Annotated in this window: 16 protein-coding genes; 13 read left to right on the forward strand and 3 right to left on the reverse strand. The window is 58.8% G+C overall.

Going from position 1 to position 18,540, the window contains the following annotated elements; translation table 11 throughout:
• Positions 1–8: 8 nt before the first annotated feature.
• A complete protein-coding gene (locus L0U79_RS11985) occupies positions 9–1,022 on the reverse strand; it encodes an MBL fold metallo-hydrolase (RefSeq protein ID WP_233842506.1) in 1,014 nt (337 codons plus the stop codon).
• A 97-nt stretch (positions 1,023–1,119) separates the two neighbouring features.
• Here L0U79_RS11985 and L0U79_RS11990 point away from each other — a divergent pair, with 97 nt between their 5' ends.
• Together L0U79_RS11990 and L0U79_RS11995 are read left to right on the forward strand one after the other, a co-directional pair.
• On the forward strand, positions 1,120–1,890 hold the full coding sequence (locus L0U79_RS11990) for a sulfite exporter TauE/SafE family protein (protein WP_233842507.1): 771 nt from the start codon (positions 1,120–1,122) through the stop codon (positions 1,888–1,890).
• A gap of 139 nt (positions 1,891–2,029) precedes the next feature.
• Complete coding sequence (locus tag L0U79_RS11995) at positions 2,030–2,398, forward strand: HU family DNA-binding protein (protein WP_233842508.1); 369 nt, start codon at positions 2,030–2,032, stop codon at positions 2,396–2,398.
• A 99-nt stretch (positions 2,399–2,497) separates the two neighbouring features.
• On the opposite strand, the gene L0U79_RS12000 is transcribed toward L0U79_RS11995, so the two are convergent.
• Positions 2,498–3,181, reverse strand: coding sequence for a methyltransferase domain-containing protein (locus L0U79_RS12000; RefSeq protein WP_233842509.1), 684 nt, complete (start codon positions 3,179–3,181; stop codon positions 2,498–2,500).
• Positions 3,182–3,371: 190 nt separating this feature from the next.
• Between L0U79_RS12000 and aqpZ the strand changes: the two genes are divergently transcribed.
• The 11 genes from aqpZ to L0U79_RS12055 all read left to right on the forward strand — a co-directional run bounded on the left by aqpZ (position 3,372) and on the right by L0U79_RS12055 (position 17,001).
• Positions 3,372–4,115 (forward strand): aquaporin Z, encoded by a 744-nt coding sequence (gene aqpZ, locus L0U79_RS12005; RefSeq protein WP_233842510.1) that lies wholly within the window; start codon positions 3,372–3,374, stop codon positions 4,113–4,115.
• 131 nt (positions 4,116–4,246) lie between these two features.
• Entirely contained in the window at positions 4,247–5,239 is a 993-nt protein-coding gene (locus tag L0U79_RS12010) for a DedA family protein/thiosulfate sulfurtransferase GlpE (protein ID WP_233842511.1), read from the forward strand.
• 97 nt (positions 5,240–5,336) lie between these two features.
• Positions 5,337–7,421: a S46 family peptidase gene (locus L0U79_RS12015; protein WP_233842512.1), complete on the forward strand. Its 2,085-nt coding sequence runs from the start codon at positions 5,337–5,339 to the stop codon at positions 7,419–7,421.
• Positions 7,422–7,585: 164 nt separating this feature from the next.
• Positions 7,586–9,235 carry a phosphoglucomutase (alpha-D-glucose-1,6-bisphosphate-dependent) gene (gene pgm, locus L0U79_RS12020; RefSeq protein WP_345778433.1) on the forward strand — a complete coding sequence of 550 codons (1,650 nt, stop codon included), beginning with the start codon at positions 7,586–7,588 and terminating at the stop codon, positions 9,233–9,235.
• A 242-nt stretch (positions 9,236–9,477) separates the two neighbouring features.
• Complete coding sequence (locus tag L0U79_RS12025; protein ID WP_233842513.1) at positions 9,478–10,500, forward strand: cupin-like domain-containing protein; 1,023 nt, start codon at positions 9,478–9,480, stop codon at positions 10,498–10,500.
• A 57-nt stretch (positions 10,501–10,557) separates the two neighbouring features.
• Positions 10,558–11,550, forward strand: a complete 993-nt coding sequence (locus L0U79_RS12030; protein WP_233842514.1) for an LLM class flavin-dependent oxidoreductase — start codon at positions 10,558–10,560, stop codon at positions 11,548–11,550.
• Positions 11,551–11,667: 117 nt separating this feature from the next.
• Positions 11,668–12,159: a MarR family transcriptional regulator gene (locus L0U79_RS12035; protein WP_233842515.1), complete on the forward strand. Its 492-nt coding sequence runs from the start codon at positions 11,668–11,670 to the stop codon at positions 12,157–12,159.
• Between the two features lie 7 nt (positions 12,160–12,166).
• Entirely contained in the window at positions 12,167–14,290 is a 2,124-nt protein-coding gene (locus tag L0U79_RS12040) for an FUSC family protein (RefSeq protein WP_233842516.1), read from the forward strand.
• Positions 14,280–14,477: a DUF1656 domain-containing protein gene (locus L0U79_RS12045; protein ID WP_233842517.1), complete on the forward strand. Its 198-nt coding sequence runs from the start codon at positions 14,280–14,282 to the stop codon at positions 14,475–14,477. Before L0U79_RS12040 ends, L0U79_RS12045 begins: the two co-directional genes overlap by 11 nt.
• 30 nt (positions 14,478–14,507) lie before the next feature.
• Complete coding sequence (locus tag L0U79_RS12050; RefSeq protein ID WP_233842518.1) at positions 14,508–15,530, forward strand: HlyD family secretion protein; 1,023 nt, start codon at positions 14,508–14,510, stop codon at positions 15,528–15,530.
• Between the two features lie 7 nt (positions 15,531–15,537).
• A complete protein-coding gene (locus L0U79_RS12055; protein WP_233842519.1) occupies positions 15,538–17,001 on the forward strand; it encodes an efflux transporter outer membrane subunit in 1,464 nt (487 codons plus the stop codon).
• A 54-nt stretch (positions 17,002–17,055) separates the two neighbouring features.
• Here L0U79_RS12055 and L0U79_RS12060 read toward each other — a convergent pair whose 3' ends face one another.
• Positions 17,056–18,501 (reverse strand): hypothetical protein, encoded by a 1,446-nt coding sequence (locus L0U79_RS12060; protein WP_233842520.1) that lies wholly within the window; start codon positions 18,499–18,501, stop codon positions 17,056–17,058.
• Positions 18,502–18,540: the final 39 nt, after the last annotated feature.

Here is an 18,540-nt window from a genome sequence, read left to right on the forward strand (position 1 = left end):
CGTGATTCTTAAACCGACGGTGCGACGACGTTCGCCTGCGTAAGGCGGCGCCGTTTGCGCCGCCTGATGTGGCGCCAAAGCAACGTGATGACGGTGCCAAGAGCGAGCACGATGACTGCCAATCCAGCGGCAAGCACGCGACCTTGATCGAGCATCACGAACACGCCGTCTTGCGTGTAAAAACCGTTGAATTTGGCGATGCGAGCGGGAAGGGCGAGCAGATCGTCCTTCTCTAGCGGCAGCGCGCGTTCGTTGGGGTGATAGGTCGCGCCGAAGTCATAGAGATTGCCTTGCGCATCCATCTCGATATGTCCTGCAAGCACTGCGGTTACCGGACGATCTCTGATGAAATCGGCCACGCGCTGCGCGCTTGCTTCATCCTCCGTCGCATCGTTGATGATCAAACGCCCTGGCAGAAAGAAGTCGCCGGAGAAGAAGAGTCCGGTATTGCGGTCGTAAAAGGAGATATGCGAAGGATAGTGTCCAGGTGTCGGCAATACATCGATCGTTCGGCCACCCAATTCGATTTGCGCCACGCCGCGCGGCCAATCGCCGAAGCCGAAATAGTTTTTTACATGCGCAAGATCGGTCGGGACAATCTGTACGTGAGGCAGCGACTGAAATTGCACATCGCCACGGCGATGATCCAAATGACCGTGCGTATGCACGACAAGTAGCGGCATCTTCGATGCCCCCAGCGTTGGCAATAAAGCCGTCACCGTTTGCGCGAGCGGAGCTTGTTTCGGATCGGCGACATCGCCCGAATCGATAAGTACCGCCCGATTGGCGCCGATCAGCAAATACATAAATGGCGCCTCGAACGTGGCGCACGGGCTTTCACGCAGGATGTAGGTTTGCGCATCGTAGCGGTGGACTTCCAGCGGCGGTTGCGAGGCTTTGCTGCAGTCTGCTGCGCCGTCGCTCCAATGCATATCCAGTGAGCCCGTAGACGGGTCGGCGCGAACGCCTAGGCATACCAAGGCAAGCAACATCGCGGTAGCGATGGCGGCGATCGATTTCATGCGAACTCCAGCAAAAAAGAGCGGACCGCAGTGAGATGCGCGATTGCGAATTAGGGTTTAATAGCGGCTCGTAGATTCGCGACATCGAGGCAAGTCGGTGTTTCCATGGCATGACTTATTGGCCGTTCTGTGCGGTTCGCTGGTCGGTTTTTCGCTCGCGTTGATTGGCGGTGGCGGTTCCATTCTCGCCACGCCTTTGCTGCTCTATGTTGTAGGCCTGCACGATCCGCATCGAGCTATCGGCACCAGCGCGCTGGCGGTCGCGGTGAACGCATTTGCCAATCTGGTTCCGCACGCGAAAGCGAAGCATGTGCAGTGGCCAGCGGCGTTTGCGTTTGCAGCCGCAGGCATGGTGGGCGCGTACGTCGGTTCGACGCTGGGCAAGATGATGGACGGCCAGCGGTTGTTGATCCTGTTTGCGTTGCTGATGCTCGTTGTCGCGGCTCTCATGCTGCGTGGCAGGCATGGACATGACGGCACCGGTTATCCGCGGCGCAACATGTTCCCTCGTCTTGGCGCAGTGGGTTTGGCGGCGGGTGGTTTGGCCGGTTTTTTCGGTATCGGCGGCGGTTTTCTGATCGTGCCCGGACTTGTGCTTGCGAGCGGCATGGCCATGATCGACGCCATCGGTACGGCGTTATTTTGCGTAGGCGTATTCGGCTTTACTGCGGCATTGAATTACGCAGCATCCGGATGGGTGGCGTGGCCTATCGCATGGGAGTTCATTGCAGGCGGCATTGTCGGCGGTTGGCTGGGCGCCTGGGGTGCGCGAAAACTGTCGGGAACGCGCGGTGCGCTGACGGTTCTTTATGCGGCGGTGATCGTCGTGGTGGCGCTTTTTATGTTGGCAAAAAGCTTGCTTCCATAGGTTTTTTCCAGCTTGAGGCAGGTCCGAACGCTTTTTTTCCGGTTTTTTTGCGTTTGCTAGTTGGCGTGAGCACAAATTTCCCCTACATTTCTGCTCGCCGTAAGGCAATTCAACAATCCAAATAACGATGGGGTAGTCCATGGCAAAGAAGGCAGCAAAAGGCAAGACGGCATCCAAGGCCGCCGCAGCTCCGAAGCCGATCAAGGAAGCACTGAGCAAGTCCGGTTTGGTTGCGCATCTGGCGGAAACCACGGGTCTTGCATCCAAGGATGTGCGTGGCGTTCTCTCCGCGCTGGAAGGTGTTGTGCACGCCTCGGTTCATAAGAAAGGCGCTGGCACGTTCACCCTGCCTGGCCTGCTGAAGATCACCGCTGTCAATGTGCCGGCCAAGCCGAAGCGCAAGGGCATCAATCCCTTCACGAAGGAAGAGCAGTGGTTCGCTGCTAAGCCCGCCACCGTGAAGGTCAAGATCCGTCCGCTGAAGAAGCTCAAGGACGCTGCGGTTTGATCTTAGCTTGAGGCTGGTCGCTTACGCGCTGGCTTGCAACGTCGGGATGCGTCGCCGCGAGGTGACGCATCCCGATCTGTTTTAGGTCGCGCAAAACAGCTACCGAGGGCATGCGATAAAAATCAGGGAAGCCGGCTGCATGGTTTTCGGATGCAGAGGCTCGCGCATCTCGCAAACGCGCCATCCCGCCGCGGAAAACAGCGAAATCCAGTTCGCCATCGTGCGGAAATACCACGGTGCGGGCGTCGAAAATCCTCCGCCGAATCCGGCCCACGTTTCATTCCGCCAACCGTCGACATAAGCGTGCTCGCCGCAGGCGACGACGGGGTGCACGGTTTGAACGATGAATCGCCCGTCCTCGTTCATTTGCAACGGCAGCGCTTCGAAGAATCGTTCGACCGAGGTTTTGCCGAGCAACGAGAAATTGCAGACGGCCGTATTGATGCGTTGCCGCAATCGGCCTTCGACGACGTCGTCGTACGAGGCCACCTGAAAGGTTCCTCCCGCTTCGCGTGCGCGTTCCACCAGCGTCGGCACCGCGTCCACACCTGTCGCGTCGATGCCGTGCGCTGCAAGGGCGCGCACCAGCCAACCTTCACCGCACCCCACATCGAGTACGGAACGCGGTTGTGCGTCGAGCACGGCCTTCAGGATGGCGTTGTCGGTGACCTGTCGCCGGCTTTCGATAAGGCCGTTGCGGACGGTGTTCGTCCACGCATCGGCATTGCGTAGCCAACTTGGCACGATGCCTGATTCCATGTCGTCGGTGTCGGGCGCTTGCATGGAATCTCCTTGGATCACGAATAGGCCGCCCGTGTGCAGACTTGGTCGGCTGGCGCGAACGATTCGCCTCATGGTATTAGGAACGCGTCGCCGAGTAGGGGAAACACGGCTGACTTTCTAGGGGCGTAACGTTTCGCAAGAGCAAACGATGTAGCGGTATCGCTAATCCTTTCTTTGATCGGAGACGATTATGTTCAAGCGACTCTGTGCAGAGTTTTTCGGAACTTTTTGGCTGGTACTCGGCGGTTGCGGCAGCGCGGTGCTGGCAGCGGCATTTCCGTCGCTCGGTATCGGTTTTGCGGGTGTGGCGCTGGCGTTCGGTCTAACGGTGGTGACGGGGGCCTATGCGTTTGCAGGCATTTCCGGGGCGCATTTCAATCCGGCCGTGACGGTGGGTCTTTTTGCCGGTGGTCGGTTTAGCGGCAAGGACGTGGTGCCGTACATCGTGGCGCAGGTGATCGGCGCCATGGTCGCGGCGGCGGTGCTTTACGTGATCGCCAGCGGCAAGCCCGGATTCGACGCCACAACCGGCGGTTTCGCATCCAACGGCTACGGCGACCACTCGCCCGGGGGGTATTCGCTACACGCCTGCATGGTCAGCGAATTCGTGCTGACGGCGATGTTCGTGATCGTTATTCACGGCGCGACCGACAAACGAGCGCCGGCCGGTTTCGGTCCATTGGCCATCGGTTTGGCGCTGACGCTGATTCATCTGATCAGCATCCCCGTCACCAACACCTCGGTAAACCCGGCGCGCAGTACGGGTGTGGCGTTGTTCCAGGGCACATGGGCGCTGCAGGAACTGTGGATGTTCTGGGTGGTTCCCTTGCTTGGCGGTGCGGTGGGCGGGCTTATTTTCCGCACCCTGCTCGACGAACAGGCCAGCAAACCTGCCATCGCGCCGGAGATAAAATCCGGTCTGGCCGGCGGCTGATAGCTCTCGGTCGATGTCGGTTTGAAATACCGGGGCAGGGCGGCCTTTTTTGGCCGCAATGCCCCCGGTTATTACCTTGCAAATGAGCCTGCTTGCCCCAACGATGCAGAGTCCCGACCGAGGGTGTTCCCGTGACGCACGCGATCATCGAACTGATTGCCGAATACGGATTGCTGCTGGTCTTCATCAATGTCTTGGTGGAGCAAGCCGGGCTACCGTTGCCGGCCGTGCCGACGCTTGTCGTGGCCGGGGCGTTGTCGTCGACGGGCCGGCTGCCTTTGGTGTCAATCGTGTTGGTGGCGCTGCTGGCATGCTTGATCAGCGATGTCGCGTGGTACTGGGCGGGACGTCGTTATGGCGGTACCGTGATGCGCACGCTCTGTCGCATTTCGCTGTCTCCCGATTCGTGCGTTAAACAATCAGAATTGCGCTTTCAGCGTTGGCGTGGGCAGATTTTGCTGATCGCCAAATTCGTGCCAGGTCTTTCCACGATTGCGCCGCCGTTGATGGGCGCGATGAAATTGAGGCCGCCGATTTTCGTGCTGCTCGATGGACTCGGTTCGCTGATCTGGATCGGCGTTGTGGTGGGACTGGGTTACGCGTTTTCGCAGCAGATCGATCATGTGCTGTTCGTGCTCGCCAGCGCCGGAACGGTGACGGTGGAATTTGTCGTTGCACTTTTGATTGCTTACGTGTTGGTCAAATGGTGGCAGCGCAAGCGCTTGTTGCTTTCGCTGCGATTGGCGCGCATCACCGTGGACGAGTTGCACAAGCTAATCGAAGACGGCAAGGCGCCCGTGGTTGTGGATGTGCGTTCGGAAGCTTCGCGTTTGGCGGATAACCGCATCATTCCAGGCGCGTTGATGGCGGGCCTGCGCGGGATCGATCAGGATCTCAATCAGGTCTCCATCGATCAGGACGTGGTGATTTACTGCAGTTGCCCGAATGAGATATCCGCAGCCAAGGCGGCGAAAGGGCTGATGATGCAAGGGTATCGCCGCGTGCGTCCTTTGTTGGGCGGTCTGGACGCGTGGGCGGACGCCGGATACGACATCGAAATAACGGTCTCTGCGCAACCGCTTCCGCTCGACGAAGCGTCGTTGATGTCGAGCCACGCACGTTGAGTTTTCTCGCTTCACATTGTAGCCGTAATAAGGCTTTGCTCTAGCGTCGGTCTCATACTCGCGCCACGGGGTCATGGCGCTCTAACGGGAGATGGCTATGAAGCGTGTGCTCGGTATGGCGTTGTTCGGGTTGTTCGTCGCCGGTTCCGGTGCGGCGATCGCGGACGAGGGCATGTGGACCTTGGATCACTTGCCGGTCAAGCAGATGCAGCAGCGCTACGGCTTTACGCCAAGCCAAGCATGGATCGATCTGGTGCAACACGCTGCGCTACGTCTTGCCGAAGGATGCTCCGGTTCGTTCGTTTCCGCCAACGGCCTGGTGATGACCAATCACCATTGCGCGAACATGTGCCTTTCGCAACTTTCGAAAGGGCATGAAGATTACATGTCCAACGGCTACACGGCCGCTAAACAGGACGACGAGCCGAAGTGTCCTGACGTTGAGCTCAATCAGCTTCAGTCCATCACCGACGTTACCGCTCAAGTGAATGCCGCGACTGAGGGCAAGACCGGCGCCGAGCGCGTCAAAGCCGAACGCGCCATCGATAGCAAATTGGAACAGTCCTGCGTGAGCGGCGATGCCAAGACCTGGCGTTGCGATGTCATCACGCTCTACAACGGTGGTCGATACGCGTTGTACAAATATCGTCGTTATCAAGATGTGCGACTGGTATTTGCGCCTGAACAGGACATCGCGTTTTTCGGCGGCGATCCGGATAACTTCAATTTCCCGCGCTACGATTTGGATGTGGCGTTTTTCCGTGCGTATATCGACAACAAGCCGGCTAGCACGCCGCAGTTCTTCAAGTTCTCGACACAAGGCCCCAAGGCTGGCGAGCTGACCTTTGTCGTCGGTAATCCGGGTTCTACGCAACGCGGCGTGCCGTGGGTTCAGTTGGCCGCCATGCGCGATTACCGTCTCGTGCCTTTCTACGCCATGCTTTCGGAAATGCGCGGCTTGTTATGGCAATACAGCCGCGAAAGCGCCGAGCAAACCAAGGAAGCGCAAGAGCTGCGCTTTGGCTTGGAGAACTCCATCAAGGTTTTCAATGGATGGCTGCAGACGCTGGCCGACGAAAACTTTGTCGAGCGCAAGAAACAACAAGATGCATCGCTGAAATCGTGGATGGCCGCCACACCCGCGCGCCGCGCCAAATATGGAGATCCCTGGGCGGATCTCGAACATGCGCAACTGCGCAGCAAGGATCTGCGCACACGGTTCGACATGCTCGAAAACGGAGCGGGATTCGGAGGAAGATTTACGCAGCTGTTCGATTACGCGCGCACCTTGGTACGCGCGGCCGCTGAGCGCGCCAAACCCGATGGCGAACGGCTGCCCGATTACCGCGAAGCGAATCTGCCGGCGGTACAGCACACGTTAGAATCGGAAGTGCCCGTCTATCCGAAATTCGAACAGACCATGGACTCCTGGTCGTTAGAAAAACTTAGGCAATCGCTGGGCGCCGATGATCCCACCGTGCACGAAGTGTTAGGCAAGCAATCGCCAGACCAGCTGGCGCAGCAACTCGTCAACGGCACCAAACTGGCCGATGCTTCGGCACGCAAACAATTGTGGGATGGCGGCGAAAAAGCGATCGAAGCATCCAACGATCCCATGATCGCGTTGGCGCGCAAGATTGATCCGGAATCGCGCAAGATTCGCAAGGCGTACGAGGACGAAGTGATAGCCCCCACCGACAAAGCGGACGAAACGATCGCCAAGGCGCGTTTCGACCGCGACGGCATATCCAACTATCCGGACGCCACTTTCACCTTGCGCTTGTCCTACGGCAAAGTCGTGGGCTGGAACGAGAATGATGCGCCGGTGCCGCCGTTTACGAACTTCGGCGGACTCTACAAGCGCGCTACCGGCGCCGATCCGTTCAAACTGCCCGATAGCTGGTTGAAAGCGCAGAGCCAGCTCGATCTTTCCACGCCGATGAATTTCGTTACAGACAACGACATCATCGGCGGCAACTCCGGCAGCCCCGTGATCGACCGAGAGGGCCACGCGGTGGGCCTGATTTTCGACGGCAATATTCATTCGCTGGGCGGGGATTTTGTCTACGACGGCAGCATTAACCGCGCTGTGGCCGTAGACACGGCCGCCCTGGTCGAAGCGGTGCGCAAGGTCTATAACCTGCCGCGTCTGGCCGACGAGCTGACGCAAGGACACCTTTGAATGGGGTAGCCGAACTGAACGGTCGGCGACTATCACGCCACCGTGAAGCCCGTGCTTACGAACGTTTGATGTCCGCTCGCGGATAATCGGCAAATGCCTCCGGCAACTGGGTCTTTCGGCCCGGTTGTCGGTGCCTTGATCCCATCACAAAGGAACGCTTGCACGTGAATGCCAGGGTTGATGCGCACGCCGGAAAGCCCGCGCTGGAAGACATGTTGGTGGATGTGCCGAAGTTGCTGGGTGCCTATGGCGCGCTTCGTCCTGACGCAGGCGAGCCCACGCAACGCGTGAGTTTCGGCACGTCCGGTCATCGCGGCTCGTCCTTCGATCGCAGTTTCAACGAATGGCATGTGCTCGCTATCACGCAAGCCATTTGCGACTACCGCCGCCATAAAGGCATCGACGGTCCATTGTTTATCGGTATCGATTCGCACGCACTTTCGCGGCCCGCGTTTGAAAGTGCGCTGGAAGTGCTGGTGGCGAACGATGTAACGGTCGCGATATCCGCTGGGGACGAATACACGCCAACGCCCGCCGTGTCGCATGCGATTCTGATGCATAACCGTCACCGGACAGTTGGCATTGCCGACGGTATCGTTGTCACGCCTTCGCACAATCCGCCGCGCGATGGCGGGTTTAAATACAACCCGCCCAACGGTGGTCCGGCCGATACCGACGTCACCAGTTGGATTCAGAAGCGCGCCAATGATTTGCTCGAAAGCAAACTCGATGGCGTGAAGCGCATCGGCTATGCGCAAGCGCGGCGCTCGCGTCTCGTTAAAGAACACGACTACGTAACGCAATATATCGATGGACTGAAAAACATTATCGATTTCGATGTGATCCGCAACGCGGGCGTGCGCATGGCGGCCGACCCGCTGGGCGGCGCCGGCGTGCATTACTGGCGACCGATCGCAGAACGCTACGGCATCGATTTGACCGTGGTCAGCGAAACGGTCGATCCCACCTTCCGTTTTATGACGGTGGACTGGGACGGCAAGATCCGCATGGATCCTTCTTCGCCTTATGCCATGCAGCGCTTAATCGGCCTGAAAGACAAATACGACGTCGCGTTTGCGTGCGATACCGATCACGACCGCCACGGCGTCGTATCGCATAGCACAGGACTGATGCAGCCCAATCACTACCTTTCGGTGATGGTGGATTATCTGTTCCGTCACCGTCCGCAGTGGAGCGCACAGGCGAGCGTCGGCAAGACGGTGGTTAGCAGTTCGTTGATTGATCGCGTCGCCAAGCGATTGGGTCGCAATCTGCTCGAGGTGCCGGTCGGTTTCAAATGGTTCGCCGACGGCCTGTTCGATGGTTCGCTGGGTTTCGGCTGCGAAGAAAGCGCGGGCGCGTCCATGCTGCGTCACGATGGCGGCGTGTGGAGCACCGACAAGGACGGCATGGTGCCGTCGCTGCTCGCCGCGGAAATGACGGCGCGAACGGGCAAGGACCCCGGCCAGCTCTATACCGAGCTGACCGATGCGCTGGGAAAACCGTATTCCAGTCGCGTGGATGCCGCCGCCAACACGCAGCAAAAAGCGAGACTTTCGAAGCTTTCGCCGCAGCAGTTGCAGAGCAAGGAGCTCGCGGGCGAAAAGATCGAGCAGGTGCTCGATCGCGCACCCGGCAATCAGGCGCCCATCGGCGGCATCAAGGTGATGGCGGCAAACGGATGGTTTGCGGCGCGTCCTTCGGGCACCGAAGAGATTTACAAAATCTATGGCGAAAGCTTCAGCAGCGAAGCGCACCTCCAGGCCATCCTGAGCGAGGCTCAGGGCATTGTGGATGCAGCGCTGGCGGGCTGATTCGTCAGCCGTGTTGCGCGGAAAACAAAGTAGGGCGGCGTGAGGTCCGTGCTTCGCGTCGCCCTAATTTTCCGTTCTATAAATTACTATAAATCAATAGATTAAACCTACTATATAAAGTGAAATGCGATATTGCGTAAGACCGTCGGGATGGCCATTCCGTCGACAAAGTCAGCTTCACGGGAATGGACGCTGCGCTAAGCTCCTTCCGACTACTGCCAGGCGATGAGCGAGGGAATGTCATGGCCCCTGTCGAGTTAAAGCCGGTTGTCCACGTCGATAACGAATGGCGTCGATGGATCGCCGAGAATTTGCTGTTGGACGGGCTGCCGCAAGTCATCTACGAGCAGATGATGCGCGCCGGCATCCCGCACGAAGAAGCCGTGCAGGAGCTGCAGCAGGCGATGGCCAGTCCGTATCTCAACGGTGCGCAACGCTTGCGCAGTCGTCTTGCGAAACACGATTGGGTGCTCGAAACGCAGCGCCATATGAATCGCTTGCGCAGCACCGAAGTCCCGCGTCGACACAAGCTGTCGCGCGAAGAATTTCTCGATGCGTATTACACCGCCGGCCGCCCAGTCATCATCACCGGGATGATGGAAGACTGGCCCGCCATGACGACATGGGGCTTGGATTATTTCAAGCAACGCTGCGGCGATCGCGAAGTTGAAATTCAGTTCGGGCGCGATTCGGATACGCAATACGAACTACGCAAAACGGCGCATCGCAAAACGATGTTGTTCGGCGATTACGTCGAGATGGTGCGCAACGCCGGTTGCAGCAACGACTTCTACATGACCGCGTACAACGAAGGCAAAAATCGCACGGCGTTGGCCGAGTTGTGGCGGGACATCGTGCAGATTCCCGAGTACTTAAACGGCGAGGGCTCCACGCAAGGTTTTCTATGGTTTGGTCCTCCCGGCACCATCACGCCATTCCATCACGATCTGACCAACAACTTTATGGCGCAGGTGATCGGGCGCAAACGTATTCTGTTGATGCCCGCGTGCGAGGTCGCGCATGTCTATAACCACGAGCACTGCTTTACGCATGTCGACGGGCGACAGATCGACTTGCAGCGCTATCCGCGCATGGCGGATGTGCAGGTGCTTTCCTGTACCTTGAATCCTGGCGAAGTACTGTTTTTGCCGGTGGGATGCTGGCATTTCGTGGAAGGCCTGGATATCTCGGTAACGGTGTCGTTCACCAACTTCTTGTGGGATAACGATTTCACGACCGAATATCCGAAGCTTCAGGCGTTCTAGCGCTGGCATTACGAACAATCGACCCCAGATTGAAGGCTTCGCTACCGAGGCCTTCGCATGATTCCGTTTTCCGTACTCGATCTTGCTCCCGTCATTGAGGGCAATACGCCGACGCAGGCTTTTGCCAATACGTTGGACTTGGCGCGCTGGACGGAACAGCTTGGTTACAAGCGTTACTGGCTGGCCGAGCATCACAATATGCCGGGCATCGCCAGCGCCGCGACGGCGGTGTTGATCGGCCACGTCGCCGGCGGTACGTCGCGTATCCGAGTGGGTGCGGGCGGCATCATGCTGCCTAATCATGCGCCGCTACAGGTGGCCGAGCAGTTCGGCACGCTGGCGTCGCTTTATCCGGGGCGCATCGATCTGGGTCTTGGACGCGCGCCCGGTACCGATCAAGCTACGGCCCGCGCGCTGCGTCGTTACTACGAAGGCGCCGAGACATTTCCCAACGACGTACAAGAGCTCCTCGCGTTCTTCGAGCCAGCTAGCGCGGGGCAGGCCGTGCGGGCCGTGCCTGGCGCTGGGATCGATGTTCCCGTGTGGTTGCTCGGGTCGAGTTTATTTAGCGCGCAACTTGCGGCGGCGCTGGGTTTGCCGTTTGCGTTCGCATCGCATTTCGCACCCGATGCCATGGATGAGGCGTTGATGCTTTATCGGCGAGATTTCAAGCCATCTGCGCGACTCGATAAGCCTTACGCCATCTTGAGCGCGAATGTCGTGGCGGCTAAAAGCGACAGCGAAGCGCGAAAGCTGTTTACGACCCAGCAGCAAAGCTTCGTGAATCTGCGTCGCGGACGTCCCGGTCTGATTCCGCCGCCGATCGACGATATCGATTCGTATTGGTCGCCGGCGGAAAAAATCATGGTCGAACAGGCCTTGGCGTGCGCGATCGTAGGCGCGCCGGGTACGGTGCAAGAAGGTTTGGCGGCCTTTATCGAGCGCCATCGTCCGGACGAGTTGATGTTGACCGCCAACATATTCGATCACGCGCTGCGCAAGCGCTCGTTCGAGCTGGCCATGCAAGCGCGCGAAGCATTAGTCGCTTAGGGGAATCTACAGCGCCCACAAGCTGATGCCGCCGACGTCGGAAAGCGGCGGCATCTTTACAAGTAAATAGTACATTTATATAATATCTATAAGTGTATTATTTACCGAGGCGCGACCATGTCCGATTTTGCGTCCACTGAGCAGCGCCTGGCGGTTACATGCCGCCGTTATCCCGCCTTTCCACGCCGCCCGGGTGTGCTGGTGCGGCTGATCAAGCATATTCACAAGTTGTTGCACGACGAGGCCAATCTGCGCCTCAAGCCTTACGGCATCAATCATCCCGAGTACAACCTGCTGATGATGCTGTACGGCACCGCCAGCGGTACGATGTCGCCGTCGGAGCTGGCGGATGCGGCGGGCGAGAAGTCGGCCAACATCACGCGACTCACCAACGAACTAAGCGAAAAAGGCTTGATCGCCCGCAGCGGCAGCGCCGATGATCGCCGCAAGGTCGAATTGAGTTTGACGCCGCAGGGGCAGGCGGCCATCGAAGGGTTTCTTCCGGATATTTGTGCGTTGTTGGCTCGGCAAGGACGCCACCTAACCGTTTCCGAACAAATTCAGCTCGAAAAGCTGTTGAAGAAATTTTTGAGCGGATTGGCAGACTGAGGTCGTCATGTCCGTAACCGACATTCCAGCGACAACGCCCCGCCTTCGCGACATCATCGCCGCAAGTCTGCGCGCGGAATCGCCAGTCTGGCTGTTCGTGTTCAAGTCGCTGCTTGCGTATTACATTACTGGCTGGCTCGCCATGCGCCTGGCGCTCCCGCAACCGTCGACGGCGATGCTTACCACCATTATCGTCGCCAACCGCCAGACGGGCATGGTGCTGGCCAAAAGCTTCTATCGCGCGGTCGGCACCTTGGTCGGCGCAGGGGCAGGTTTGTTGATCGTTGCGCTTTTTCCGCAGCAACGCGTGCTGTTTCTGTCGGCGCTTTCGCTGTGGGTCGGAGCGTGTTCCGGCGGCGCCACGCTGTATCGCAATTTCACCTCCTATGCCTTTGTGCTGGCCGGCTATACGGCGGCGATCGTCGCGGTTCCCGTTATCGACAATCCGCTTGGCGCATTCGACTCGGCTGTGTGGCGCGTGAGCGAAGTGCTCCTAGGTATTGCCGTTTCCGGCGCCGTAAGCGACCTGATTTTTCCAAGTCGCATCCGCGACGACTTGCGCCGCGCCTGTCGCGCGCAATTCGCAAACTTTATCGAATTCGTGCAAAAGGCCGTGGCAGGCAAAGTAGCGCGTGGCGACCTGGAAAATGCACACCTGCGTTTCGTGCGCGATGCGGTGACGTTGGAAGATTTGCGAAGCGCAGTGATTTTCGAAGATCCCGAGGCGCGTGCACGCAGCGGCCATATGTTGCTGCTGAATCAGCGCTTCATGGCGGCATCCACCAGCCTGCAGACTCTGCATCATCTGATCAATCGTTTAAAGCAGAATGGGCACGACGTCGCAGCTAATGCATTGATCCAGCTCTATCAGCCGCTGGGTGAGGCGCTCGATGCGCCTATTGAGGCGGGCGCCGCGGCACGCGTGCTGCTGCCTCGGTTGGCGCATGCCCATCAAATTATGTGCAAGAGCAAAACCGCCTTGTACGCAGGTATGGCGTCCGATGCGGATGCGCTCGATTTCGAGACGGGCGCCACGCTGATCGATCGCTTCGTCGACGAACTTACCGCTTACGTCGACACCGCCTCCGCATTGCAAGCGCCGCGCCTTACCGGCGCCGCGGAACGCGTTCGTTTCGAGCGCGGCAACGATTATCTGGGCGCCGGTTTGGCGACGATGCGCACCGCCATCACGTTGGCGGTCCTGAGTTTGTTCTGGATCAATTCGGCCTGGCCATTCGGCGCTTCGGCGATGATTCTGGCGACGATCTTCGCCGGTTTGTTCGCGGCGGCGCCAAACCCCACGCAAGCAGTCGGAAAAACGTTTTTCGGCTTTTTGCTCGGCATGATGGCAAGCTTCATTTGTTTATTCGTCGTGTTGACGCAAATGGATGGATACGGACTGCTGATTGCCGGCACCGCACCGTTCATCATGATAGGCGTGGCGCTGATGGCGTGGCCGACAACCACGCTTGTTGGCGTGGGTTACTGCATTGGATTTACGTATATTCTGGCCGCCAAGAACGAAATGAGTTTCGACGCCGTCCATTTTTTGAATGACGCGCTCGCGCAACTCGTGGCGCTCGGTTCGGCGGCGGCGGCGTTTGCGCTCGTGCCTCCGGCGGTGGGCAGCTTGTGGTTGCGCCGTCGTCAGCTGGAGCAATTGCGTCGGCAAGTTGGCCTGGCAGCGACGGCGCCGTTGCCTGGTCTTCGCAGCCGCTTTGAAAGCGTCAATCACGATCTGTTTGCGCAAATCGTGGCGCAGACGGAGCGGGGCAGTCAGGCCTCGCGCAGCTTGACGGCCTGGACTTTGTCCGTGCATGAAGTGGGGCGAACGCTGATCGAGTTGCGCAGCGATATGGCGAATCGCCCGTTGCCGGAAGATATGCGCGAAGCGATCAACCGGGCCATCGACGCCATCGCACAACTTTTCGATCATCCAGACGCAAATACGTATCAGCAGGCGCGCGCGGCCATCATCGCCGCGACCGTGATGTTGGATAGCGACGAAGCGACGCGCCCCTTGCTGGATCACCTGCACCTGTTGCGTCTGGCGTTGCTGGACGATCAATCCGTACTGGCCGCTTACATGCCTGCTCGAACCACGACCGAAGGAGTCGCTCATGCCACGTGAAATCGCCATCGGCGACGCGCTCGTTCCCGGCCTGCTGGTGTGGTTTGTCATATCAATCGTGTTGTTATTTCTGTTCGACTGGATCGTGGGACGGTACGGGCTTTATCGCTACGTATGGCATCCGGCGCTGTTTCGGCTTGCTTTTTTCGTCTGCGTTTTCGGCGGCATTGCCTTGTTGGCTTATTGATGGAAGGCGAACTTTTCGGTCCTTAATCCCATGAAAAATACTCAATACATTCGCTTTGCCATTACTGCCGTTCTCGTCCTTCTCGCCGTGTTGATCGGATACGGCTTATGGCGGCACTACATGTATTCGCCCTGGACGCGCGACGGACGTATCCGCGCCAATGTGGTGCGCATCGCGCCGGATGTATCCGGCCTGGTGACAGCCGTCAACGTCGTCGACAACCAGCAGGTCAAAAAGGGCGACGTGTTGTTTGTGATCGATCACGCCCGCTATGCCGATGCGGTCGAACAAGCCAAGGCGAATCTGGCCGCGGCGCAAGCGGCAACAGTTGCAGCGCAAGCCAATATCGATGCGGCCAAGGCGACGACGACGCAAAGCAAGACCAACTTCGCCATGTATGCCGCGCAATCCAAACGGCGGCAGGATTTAAAAGACGTTGTCTCCAACGAAGATCTGACGAACTCGCGCGCCACCGCTGATGCCGCGCGCGCCACGTGGGACAAGTCGCGTGCGGGTGAGGAGCAAGCTCTCGCGGCACAACAGCAAGCTATGGCAGCGGTAAAGCAGGCGCGAGCTGCGCTGGCAACCGCGGAGCTCAATCTTCAGCGTACCGAAGTGCGCGCTCCCAATGACGGTTACATCACGAACTTGTTGGTGCGTGTCGGCGACTACGCAAGCGCCGGAGCACCGCGCCTGGCGCTGATCGACAGCGAGACCTTTTGGGTCGACGGTTATTTCGAGGAAACCAAATTGCCGCATGTGCGTGTCGGCGATCCGGTCGATATCCGGTTGATGAGCGGCGGTGCGCATTTGAACGGTACGGTGGAAGGCATTGCGCGGGGTATCGCCGGTGCGGTCGATCCCACGGGTACGGATCTGCTTGCCAATATCAACCCCACATTCAATTGGGTTCGATTGGCGCAGCGCGTTCCGGTTCGCGTGCGTATCGATACCGATCACATGCCTGCGGGCACCGTGCTGGTGGCGGGGCAGACCGCGACATTGATCGTGCATCCCCGCGAAAGCGGCGATGACACAGCGACGGCGCGGTGAACCAGTCATGCGCCGATTGCTGAAAACTTCCGTTCACGGCCCCTTGGTTACCGCCTGCGTGGCGAGCCTGATGTTGGCTGGATGCGTGACATCGGGCGGATTGCACCCGACCGGAAAGACCATCGATCCGGACAGCCTCAAGAGCTCACAAAGCTTTGCGAACGTGCCGCTCAGCGCGACCGCATGGCCGTCGCAGGATTGGTGGGTTCAATTTCGCGATCCGCAACTGACCACCTTGATCGACGAGGCTTTGAAGAACAATCCAAGCCTTGCGGAAGCCGAAGCGCGCGCGCGCCAGGCGCAGGCCGTCGCAGATTCCGCTGATGCGGCGCGCATGCCGCAGGCGCAGTTGGATGCCAGTGCGATCGGCGCCCGTCTTTCCAGCAAAGATTTCAGTTATCCGATCGACGCGCTAGGTACCTTTGCCTGGACCAAGTCCGTTACCGCGGATTTTTCCTGGGATCTGGATTTGTGGGGCGGCAAGCGCGCCGCGTGGGAAGCGGCATTGGGACGAAGCCGTGCCGCGGAAATCGAAGCATATGCGGCGCGCATCCAGTTATCGGTCAACGTGGCGCGCGCCTATGTCGGATTGGGTTACGCCTTCGCGCAGAAAGACGTTGCGGAAGGCGAGTTGCAACGTACAAGCCAGACGCTTGCCTTGACAAAGCGCTTGGTCGCCGGTGGCCTCGGCACGCCGCAGCAAGAAGCGTTGGCGGATTCGCAGGTCGCCAGCGCAAAGCAGGAAGAAGCGCAGTCCGATCGCGCCATCGATGCGGCGCGCAGCAGTCTCTCCGTCTTGCTGGGGCAGGGGCCTGATCGCGGCCTGAGTATCGAGCGTCCGCATATGCTCGACCCCGGTTTGATTGCGATGCCCGACAAGTTGCAGGCCGATCTGATTGGTCGACGCGCCGATTTGGTCGCGGCGCGTTGGCAGGTCGAAGCGGCATCCAAAGATATCAAAGCGGCGAAGACGCAGTTTCTGCCGAATATCAGCCTGAGCGCTTTGGCTGGCTTTGTCGCCGTCGGCGGCAGCAACAATGTGTTTCAGTTGCCGGCACGCACGTACGCGGTCGAGCCTGCGCTGACGCTGCCAATTTTCGATGGTGGCCGCCTGCGCGCGAATCTCGCTGGCACGGATGCGCGCTATGACGAAGCAGTTGCGCACTACAACGGGTTACTCATCGGCGCCGTGAATCAGGTGTCAGACTTGGTTTCGGCGTTGGCGTCTGTGCGCACGCAAATCGAATTGGAGCAACGCGCTAAGCAGGACGCCGATAAGAGTTGGCGCGATGCGTTCGCGGCGTACAAGGGTGGCGTTAGCGGGCCGTTGACGCCCTTGGCGAGCCGCCAGCAATTGCTGCTTGCCGATCAGCGTCTTGCCGCCTTGGAAAGTCAGCAAGCAGATCTGTCTATTCGTTTGATCGATGCGCTGGGCGGTGGTTACGGCGCAGATCAATCGGCCGCACGGTGACTGCGAAAGTCGGTTCCTCCCTCTGCGATCAGAGGGAGGAACGCGCTTAAGTCATCAGAACTTGTAGTAAGCACTCAAGTTGATCTGATTGCCGCTGGTTCTTTCGCGATTCGTTCCATTCGTCGTGGAATTGAGGATCGCGTGAATCCACTCCAGCGCGAACGCATAATCGCCCACCGTGTACTGCACATTCGCGGCACCTTGGCGATCTTTTAAATACCCCGTCGAGCCGTGCCCCAGCCAGCGAATCACGTCGTTCGCGTTGGGCTTGCTGATGGCGTAGAACAAGTTGAAGCTCCAATTGGGCGTGAACTTGTAACCGCCCATCACGTAACCGCCGGTGTCTTTGATATCGCCGAACTGCGAAAGGTCGCCGAAGATTTCTCCTATGCCTCGACCGGTGTAAACCACGCTCTTCAATACCCATTGACCGGGTGTCCACTGGCCGCCGAGTTCGAACGCTTCGCTGGAGAATTGGCGCTTGATCGGCGTCGCCTCCGCATCGCCGACGCCGGCCAGGTTGATCTGACTCCAGTGCGCAGCGGCAAACAACATCCATTCCTTCGTCTGCTCGACATGCAGCTTCGCCTCGATCTGCGGACGGAAACCGGCATTGCCGGCGCTAGTGTAATTGGTCGGACTACCCGGACTGCTCCAGGTTCCCTCGTAAGCGCCCACATCCAATCGCCACTGTGGACCTTCCGATCCGTGATTGAGATCTTGCGAAAACGCGATGCCCGGAAAACGCCAGCCGATAATGCCGGTGCCATAACCCAGCGGGAAGGCAATGTGGCTGAGCGAATCGGGCAGGTCGTCCAACGGGAACATCAAATCCCATTGCTGGCCGATTTTTATGGAGCTTCCCGTTACCGGATTGCTCAACAACATATAGCCTTGACGCAGGCGTGGCAGAGGCTGTTGTTGGGAATAGGCGCCGTATGTCGGGGTTCCTGCGCCGAGTCCGTATCCGCCGAAGAAATCCATTTCCAGATGGCCGCCACCAGTCCAATCGCCGGCTACTTTGGCGCCTGTCAAATCGAACATGAAACGCGTATTGCGTACATCCACGCCGCTGAGATCGCCTTTCGCTCCCGGTGTCGGATATTCGGCATTTTGGCCGTTGCCGTAGACGAATCCCTTGCTCTGCGAAAAAGCAGTCGCGTCGACAAAACCATGTAGCGCGACCGAGACGCCCGGCGCGCTGGTAAACGTTGCGGCCTTCGGCGCCGCCGCCACGGTTGCTTGTACTTGCGCTTGCGCCTGCTGCGTTTGCTGGATCTGACCTTGCTGTTGCGTTTGCTGGTTTTGCAGTTGACTCAGAGCCTCGTGCATTTGCTGCAAATCTTGTTGTTGCTGATTGAGTTGTTGTTGCTGCTTTTCCACCAACGCTTTGAGCGCCTTGATCTCTTTGTCCCGGCTGCTATTGGATTGCGCGCTAACCGGAGCAGTCATCGTCAGACCAAGCGCGGCAAGGGCCAGAAACAGGACATGTCGTTTCATGGGGTGCTCCTTATCGTTATCGTGGCGTACTGAATGCCT

The organism is Dyella sp. 2HG41-7 (assembly GCF_021390675.1).
In the GTDB taxonomy this organism is placed as follows: domain Bacteria; phylum Pseudomonadota; class Gammaproteobacteria; order Xanthomonadales; family Rhodanobacteraceae; genus Dyella_B.

Excerpts from the sequence above, each read along its gene's own strand:
- L0U79_RS11985 (WP_233842506.1), bottom strand. The coding sequence starts at position 1,022 with ATGAAATCGATCGCCGCCATCGCTACCGCGATGTTGCTTGCCTTGGTA.
- L0U79_RS11995 (WP_233842508.1), top strand. The coding sequence starts at position 2,030 with ATGGCAAAGAAGGCAGCAAAAGGCAAGACGGCATCCAAGGCCGCCGCA.
- L0U79_RS12000 (WP_233842509.1), bottom strand. The coding sequence starts at position 3,181 with ATGCAAGCGCCCGACACCGACGACATGGAATCAGGCATCGTGCCAAGT.
- aqpZ (WP_233842510.1), top strand. The coding sequence starts at position 3,372 with ATGTTCAAGCGACTCTGTGCAGAGTTTTTCGGAACTTTTTGGCTGGTA.
- L0U79_RS12015 (WP_233842512.1), top strand. The coding sequence starts at position 5,337 with ATGAAGCGTGTGCTCGGTATGGCGTTGTTCGGGTTGTTCGTCGCCGGT.
- L0U79_RS12025 (WP_233842513.1), top strand. The coding sequence starts at position 9,478 with ATGGCCCCTGTCGAGTTAAAGCCGGTTGTCCACGTCGATAACGAATGG.
- L0U79_RS12030 (WP_233842514.1), top strand. The coding sequence starts at position 10,558 with ATGATTCCGTTTTCCGTACTCGATCTTGCTCCCGTCATTGAGGGCAAT.
- L0U79_RS12035 (WP_233842515.1), top strand. The coding sequence starts at position 11,668 with ATGTCCGATTTTGCGTCCACTGAGCAGCGCCTGGCGGTTACATGCCGC.
- L0U79_RS12040 (WP_233842516.1), top strand. The coding sequence starts at position 12,167 with ATGTCCGTAACCGACATTCCAGCGACAACGCCCCGCCTTCGCGACATC.
- L0U79_RS12045 (WP_233842517.1), top strand. The coding sequence starts at position 14,280 with ATGCCACGTGAAATCGCCATCGGCGACGCGCTCGTTCCCGGCCTGCTG.
- L0U79_RS12050 (WP_233842518.1), top strand. The coding sequence starts at position 14,508 with ATGAAAAATACTCAATACATTCGCTTTGCCATTACTGCCGTTCTCGTC.
- L0U79_RS12055 (WP_233842519.1), top strand. The coding sequence starts at position 15,538 with ATGCGCCGATTGCTGAAAACTTCCGTTCACGGCCCCTTGGTTACCGCC.
- L0U79_RS12060 (WP_233842520.1), bottom strand. The coding sequence starts at position 18,501 with ATGAAACGACATGTCCTGTTTCTGGCCCTTGCCGCGCTTGGTCTGACG.